The 6,603-nt window shown below is 66.6% G+C and carries 5 protein-coding genes and 1 pseudogene; 1 reads left to right on the forward strand and 5 read right to left on the reverse strand.

Going from position 1 to position 6,603, the window contains the following annotated elements:
* The 5 genes and pseudogenes from VJ693_RS01960 to kdpF all read right to left on the reverse strand — a co-directional run.
* Positions 1-693: pseudogene (locus VJ693_RS01960) on the reverse strand (two-component sensor histidine kinase); the annotation flags it as partial.
* 12 nt (positions 694-705) lie between these two features.
* Positions 706-1,284 (reverse strand): potassium-transporting ATPase subunit KdpC, encoded by a 579-nt coding sequence (gene kdpC, locus VJ693_RS01965; protein ID WP_324151784.1) that lies wholly within the window; start codon positions 1,282-1,284, stop codon positions 706-708.
* Positions 1,285-1,298: 14 nt separating this feature from the next.
* Entirely contained in the window at positions 1,299-3,416 is a 2,118-nt protein-coding gene (gene kdpB / locus VJ693_RS01970) for a potassium-transporting ATPase subunit KdpB (RefSeq protein ID WP_324151785.1), read from the reverse strand.
* A gap of 66 nt (positions 3,417-3,482) precedes the next feature.
* Positions 3,483-5,273, reverse strand: coding sequence for a potassium-transporting ATPase subunit KdpA (kdpA, locus tag VJ693_RS01975; protein WP_324151786.1), 1,791 nt, complete (start codon positions 5,271-5,273; stop codon positions 3,483-3,485).
* Positions 5,270-5,362 carry a K(+)-transporting ATPase subunit F gene (gene kdpF, locus VJ693_RS01980; RefSeq protein WP_324151787.1) on the reverse strand — a complete coding sequence of 31 codons (93 nt, stop codon included), beginning with the start codon at positions 5,360-5,362 and terminating at the stop codon, positions 5,270-5,272. The genes kdpA and kdpF overlap by 4 nt, the downstream gene beginning before the upstream one ends.
* A gap of 293 nt (positions 5,363-5,655) precedes the next feature.
* On the opposite strand from kdpF, the gene VJ693_RS01985 reads away from it, so the two are divergent.
* A partial coding sequence (locus tag VJ693_RS01985) for a KUP/HAK/KT family potassium transporter (protein ID WP_324151788.1) occupies positions 5,656-6,603 on the forward strand: 948 nt, incomplete at its 3' end.

Here is a 6,603-nt window from a genome sequence, read left to right on the forward strand (position 1 = left end):
CCGATCCGCCGTTCGGCGCAGGGCGAGCTCGCGCAGCGCGATCAGGTTGCCCTTGCGAAAGAAGTTGCGCACCGCATGCTCGGCCTGCTGCGGCATGTAGACCTTGCCTTCCTTCAGCCGCTGCAGCAGTTCGTCCGGCGACAGGTCGACGATCACGACTTCGTCGGCGCGGTCGAAGACGTGATCGGGCACCGTCTCCCAGACACGGATGCCGGTGATGCCGCTCACGACATCGTTGAGGCTTTCCAGGTGCTGGACGTTCATCGTCGACCACACATCGATGCCCGCATCGAGCAGCTCGTCGACGTCCTGCCAGCGCTTCGGATGGCGCGACCCCGGCACGTTGGAATGCGCCAATTCGTCCACGAGGATCAGGCGGGGCTTGCGCTTGAGCGCACCGTCGAGGTTGAACTCCTTCAGCGTGCGGTCGCGGTAGCTCACCTCCTTGAGCGGCAGACGCTCGAATCCGGACACCAGGGCTTCGGTCTCGGCGCGGCCGTGGGTCTCGACCACGCCGATGACGGTGTCGACATTGGGCTTGAGCGCACGTGCGGCCGACAGCATCGCGTAGGTCTTGCCCACGCCCGCCGACGCGCCGAATAGGATCTTCAATCTGCCGCGCTTCGCCTGCGCTTCCTCTTGCTTGAGGCGCGCCAGAAGCTCGTCAGGATCGGGGCGGCTGTCGGCGTTCATCGACGGGTCATATCACCGCACGGCGACCCTGTCGAGGTCCAGATTCAGCGCCAGCACGTTCACGCGGACCTCGCCCAGCACGCCCAGCCACCGATCCTGCGTGTGTGTCGCGATGAGCGACTGGACGGTCACAAGGGCCAGGCCACGCGCACGCGCCACCCGTGCGGCCTGGTAGTGGGCCGCGGCCAGGCTGATGTGCGGATCGAGTCCGCTCGCCGAGGCGGTGACCAGGTCCACCGGGATCGGCAGCGCATTCGTCGGGTCGCCGGCCTTCAGCACGTCGATGCGGGTCTTCACGGCATCGGTCAGTGCGGGGTTCAGGGGGCCCAGGTTCGAGCCGCCGGAGCTCAACCCGTTGTAGGGCATCGGGCTGGTGGCCGACGGCCGGCTCCAGAAGTACTTCGGGTCGCTGAAGCTCTGTCCGATGAGGGCGGAGCCCACGGGCTTTCCGTCCCTGAACACGAGGCTGCCCGACGCCTGGTCCGGGAAGGCCGCCTTGGCAATGCCTGTCACGGCCAAGGGGTAGACGATGCCAGTCAGCACGGTCATGAGCACGAACAGCACGAAGGCAGGGCGCAGAAGAGTTTTCATGGCTTGGTCCGGGATCAGGCGAGGCCGAGCACGCTCAGCATCAGGTCGATGAACTTGATGCCGACGAAGGGGACGATGACGCCGCCCAAGCCATAGACCAGCAGGTTGCGTCGCAGCAGCACGGCGGCGCCCAGGGGCCGGTACACCACGCCTTTCAGCGCGAGCGGCATCAGGAAGATGATGATCAGCGCGTTGAAGATCACCGCCGACAAGATCGCCGACGACGGGCTCGCCAGCCGCATCACGTTCAGTGCGCCCAGTTGCGGATAGGTGGTGACGAACGCCGCCGGAATGATCGCGAAGTACTTCGCGATGTCGTTGGCGATGCTGAAGGTGGTGAGCGACCCGCGCGTCATCAGCATCTGCTTGCCGGTCTCCACCACCTCGATCAGCTTGGTCGGATTGCTGTCGAGGTCGACCATGTTGCCGGCCTCCTTCGCCGCCTGGGTGCCGGAGTTCATGGCCACCGCCACATCGGCCTGTGCGAGGGCGGGAGCGTCGTTCGTGCCGTCGCCGGTCATCGCCACCAGCCGACCTTCGGCCTGGTGGCGGCGAATGAGCGAGAGCTTCTGCTCGGGCGTGGCCTCGGCCAGGAAGTCGTCGACGCCCGCCTCGGCCGCGATGGCGGCCGCGGTGAGCCGGTTGTCGCCGGTGACCATGATCGTCTTGATGCCCATGCGGCGCAGTTCGGCAAAGCGTTCCTTGATGCCGCCCTTGACGATGTCCTTGAGCTCGATGACGCCAAGCACCTTCGTGCCGTCGGCGACCACCAGCGGCGTGCTGCCGCGGCGTGCCACGTCGGCGACCGCCGTGGCCAGTGCGCTCGGGAAGGTGCCACCCAGCGCTTCGACATACCGGCGAATCGCATCGGCGGCGCCCTTGCGCACCTGCCGCACCTGGAGCGGCGTGTGGTTGCCGCCCACGACCATCTGGGCCGGCACCGCGAGGGGAAGGTCCACGCCGCTCATGCGCGTCTGCGCCGAGAAGTGCACGAAGCTCGCGTTCAGCGACTGCAGGTCGCGCTCGCGCAGGTTGAATTTCTGTTTGGCCAGCACGACGATGCTGCGCCCTTCGGGGGTCTCGTCGGCCAGCGAGGCCAGCTGTGCCGCGTCGGCCAGCTCGCTCTCCTTGACCCCCGGCGCCGGCAGGAACGCAGACGCCTGCCGGTTGCCCAGCGTGATGGTGCCGGTCTTGTCGAGCAGCAGCACGTCGACGTCTCCGGCCGCTTCGACGGCGCGGCCGGAGGTGGCGATCACGTTGGCCTGCATCATGCGGCTCATGCCGGCCACGCCGATGGCCGACAGCAGCCCGGCGATTGTGGTCGGGATCAGGCACACCAGCAAGGCGATGAGCACGGTGATCGTGATCGGCGCGCCCGTCTTGGCCACCTCGACGCTGTACAGCGAGAACGGCAGCAGCGTCACCGTCACGCCGAGGAACACGATGGTCAGCGCGACCAGCAAGATGGTGAGGGCGATCTCGTTGGGCGTCTTCTGGCGCTTGGCACTCTCCACCATCGCGATCATGCGGTCGACGAAGGTCTCGCCGGGGTTCACCGTGACGCGCACGACGATCCAGTCCGACAGCACCCGCGTGCCGCCCGTCACGGCCGAGAAGTCGCCTCCGCTCTCGCGGATCACCGGCGCGGACTCGCCGGTGATCGCGCTCTCGTCGACCGAGGCGACGCCTTCGATCACCTCGCCATCGGCGGGAATGACGTCGTGCGCCATCACCACCACGGCATCGCCGCGGCGCAAATCGGACGACTCGATCGGGTGCCACTTCGCACCGTGGCGCGGCTCTTCGAGCTTCTTGGCCCAGGTCTGCTTCTTCAGGCTGCGCAGCGAGGCGGCCTGCGCCTTGCTTCGTCCTTCGGCCAGCGCCTCGGCGAAGTTCGCGAACAGCACGGTGAACCACAGCCACAGCGCGATCGCCAGCACGAAGCCGGCTGGCGCCTCGCCCTTGCCGAAGATCGCCTGCGCGAACAGCGCCGTGGTGATGATGCTGCCGATGTAGACGACGAACATCACGGGATTGCGCCATTGCACGCGCGGGTCGAGCTTCTTGAACGCATCGACCACCGCGGGCCTGACCAGCGCAGGGTCGAACAGTGTGAATGTCTGGCGGCTCATTGGGCATCCTCCGTACTGCGCACTGCGGAATTCGACTTGGGAGCGGCTCGGCGGCTCATGGGCGACTCATTTCCAAAGCACCAGGTGCTCGACGATCGGACCCAGCGCGAGCGCCGGCACGTAGTTGAGCAGGCCGACCAGCAGCACCGTGCCGATCAGCAGGAGAACGAACAGCGGCCCGTGCGTCGGCAAGGTTCCTTCGGTCGCGGCGATGCGCTTCTTGGCGGCCAGCGAGCCGGCGATCGCCAGCACCGGCACGATCACGCCGAAGCGGCCCAGCCACATCGCGATGCCCAGCATCACGTTGTAGAACGGCGTGTTGGCGCCCAGGCCCGCGAAGGCACTGCCGTTGTTGTTGCCCGCGGAGCTGAACGCATAGAGGATCTCGGAGAACCCATGCGCGCCGGGGTTGGCCACCGCGGCGCGGCCTGCGTCGGTCATTACCGCGACGGCCGTGCCGCCGAGTACCAGCAGCGGCACGATGAGGATGATGATCGAGCTCATCTTCATTTCGAACGACTCGATCTTCTTGCCCAGGTACTCGGGCGTGCGCCCGATCATCAGGCCCGCCACGAAGACCGCGAGGATCGCGAACACCAGCATGCCGTACAGCCCCGAGCCGACGCCGCCGAAAACGACCTCGCCCAGCTGGATGTTGACCAGGGGAATGAGCCCGCCCAGCGGCGTATACGAGTCGTGCATCGAGTTGACCGAGCCGTTGGATGCGGCCGTCGTGGCCGACGCCCACAGCGCCGAGTCCGCGATGCCGAAGCGCGCTTCCTTGCCTTCCATGTTGCCGCCGGGCTGCTGCGGCGTGGCCGACTGGTCAACGTGCACGGCAGCGACCCGCGGGTTGCCTTGCTGCTCGGCCCACATCGCCGGCACGGTGAGCACCGCGAAGATCAGCGCCATGGCCGCAAACACGGCCCAGCCCTGGCGCCTGTCGCCGACCATGTGGCCGAAGGTGAAGCACAGCGCTGCAGGGATGAGCAGGATGGCGAGCATCTCGACGAAGTTCGACAAGGGCGTGGGGTTCTCGTAGGGGTGCGCAGAGTTCGCATTGAAGAAGCCGCCGCCGTTGGTGCCGAGCTGCTTGATGGCGATCTGCGCTGCCGCCGGGCCCAGCGGCAGCGTCTGCGTGTCGCGGGTCTTGTCCTCCAGTACCGGCGCACCGGCGGCATCCCTTAGCGGCTGGCCGTCCGGGCCGAGCTTGGCCTCCTGGTACTTCACCGCTTCGAGCGTCTGGACCTCCTTGTAGGCGTCGAAGCTCTGCACCACCCCTTGCTGCACCAGCAACAGCGCGACGACGAACGACAAGGGCAGCAGCACCCACAACGTGATGCGCGTGAGGTCGACCCAGGCGTTGCCGATTCCCTCGGCGCTGTGGCGCGCGAAGCCGCGGACCAGCGCGATGACGACGACGATGCCGGTGGCGGCGGACAGGAAGTTCTGCACTGCCAGGCCCAGCATCTGCGACAGGTAGCTCATGGTCGACTCGCCGCCATAGCCCTGCCAGTTCGTGTTGGTGCTGAAGCTGACGGCGGTGTTGAACGACGAGTCGGGCGAGACGTTGGCCAGGCCCTGGGGATTCAGCGGCAGCCACGCCTGTGCGCGCTGCAATGCGTAGACCGCGAAAAGGCCGAGCGCGTTGAACAGCAGGAGGGCCAGTGCGTACTGCACCCATCCCATCTCGACCTTGGGATCCACGCCGTACAGGCGGTACAGCGGCGACTCGATGCGTTGCGACATGCGTAGCTCGCCTTGCATCACCGTGGCCATGTAGCGGCCGATGGGAACGGCGAGCGTCACCAGCGCGACGCCGTAGACGGCCAACAGGATCCAGGCATGGGCCGTCACGAGAACTTCTCCGGTTGGAGCAGGGCGGCCACCAGGTAGCCCAGCAAAGCGACCGACACCACGCTGCCGAGCACGACCATCCAGTTCATCGCTGCGGCCCCTGGAGCTTGGCGCAGCCCAAGACCATGCCGACCATCAGAAGCCACAGTGCGGCAGCGAGTGCGAGATACACGACGTCCATCGGATGCTTTCGTTCACGAGATGCAGGGCATCCTAGAAAACCACGCATCAAGATGCCGCCAAGATTCGGCGCTCGCGCGTAAAGAAGGCATAAGCGTTGCCCGGCGAAAGCGGCGACCCGGCGCCGCGGCAAGACGCGTCTTTACGAAATCCTTATGCGCGCCTGTATATAACGCGGGGACCCCGCAATGAATGCCCCTTCATGGACCCCAAGCAAGAACGGCAGGCCCTCGTTCCACTGACCCTCGGCGCCATCGGCGTGGTTTATGGTGACATCGGCACCAGTCCGCTGTACACGATCAAGGAAGTCTTCAGCCCGGGCACGGGCGTGCCGCTGGATGCCGCGCATCTGATCGGCGCGGCCTCCGTCATCTTCTGGGCGCTGATGATGGTGGTCACGCTCAAGTACGTGCTTCTCATCCTGCGCGCGGGCAACCGCGGCGAGGGCGGCATCATGGCGCTCACGGCGCTGGCGGCGCACGCCGCGGGCACCACCGCGCAGCGCCGCACCTTGTTGTTGCTGGTGGGCCTGTTCGGTGCGGCGCTGTTTTACGGCGACAGCGTCATCACGCCGGCGATCTCCGTGCTCAGTGCAGTCGAAGGGCTGGAGGTTGTCACGCCGGTGCTCAAGCCCTACGTGCTGCCGGTGAGCATCGGCGTGCTCGTCGGCCTGTTCGTCGTGCAGCGCCATGGCACGGGGCTGGTGGGCAAGCTGTTCGGTCCGGTGATCGTCGTCTGGTTCATTACCTTGGCAGTGACGGGCGTCGTGCAGATTCGGCAGCAGCCGGCGATCCTGGCCGCCTTCAATCCGCTGCATGCCTGGGCGTTCCTGATCGAGCGCGGCTGGCAGGTGTTTGCCGCCGTGGGGGCCATCGTGCTCGCGATCACCGGCGCGGAAGCGCTCTACGCCGACATGGGGCACTTCGGCAAGCAGCCGATTCGCCTGGCCTGGCTGGGGCTGGTGCTGCCCTCGCTCACGCTCAACTACTTCGGCCAGAGCGCCATGCTTATGCGCGACCCCAGCGCCTTGGAGAACCCGTTCTTCCGACTCTTTCCACAGGCATGGCTGCTGCCCGCGGTGGTCCTCGCCACCATGGCCACCGTGATCGCCTCCCAAGCCGTCATCTCGGGCGCCTATTCGATGACCAAG

Source organism: Ideonella sp. (assembly GCF_035254525.1).
Taxonomy (GTDB): domain Bacteria; phylum Pseudomonadota; class Gammaproteobacteria; order Burkholderiales; family Burkholderiaceae_C; genus Ideonella.

Coding starts and splice junctions, on each gene's coding strand:
- kdpC (WP_324151784.1), bottom strand. CDS start 1,284: ATGAAAACTCTTCTGCGCCCTGCCTTCGTGCTGTTCGTGCTCATGACC.
- kdpB (WP_324151785.1), bottom strand. CDS start 3,416: ATGAGCCGCCAGACATTCACACTGTTCGACCCTGCGCTGGTCAGGCCC.
- kdpF (WP_324151787.1), bottom strand. CDS start 5,362: ATGAACTGGATGGTCGTGCTCGGCAGCGTGGTGTCGGTCGCTTTGCTG.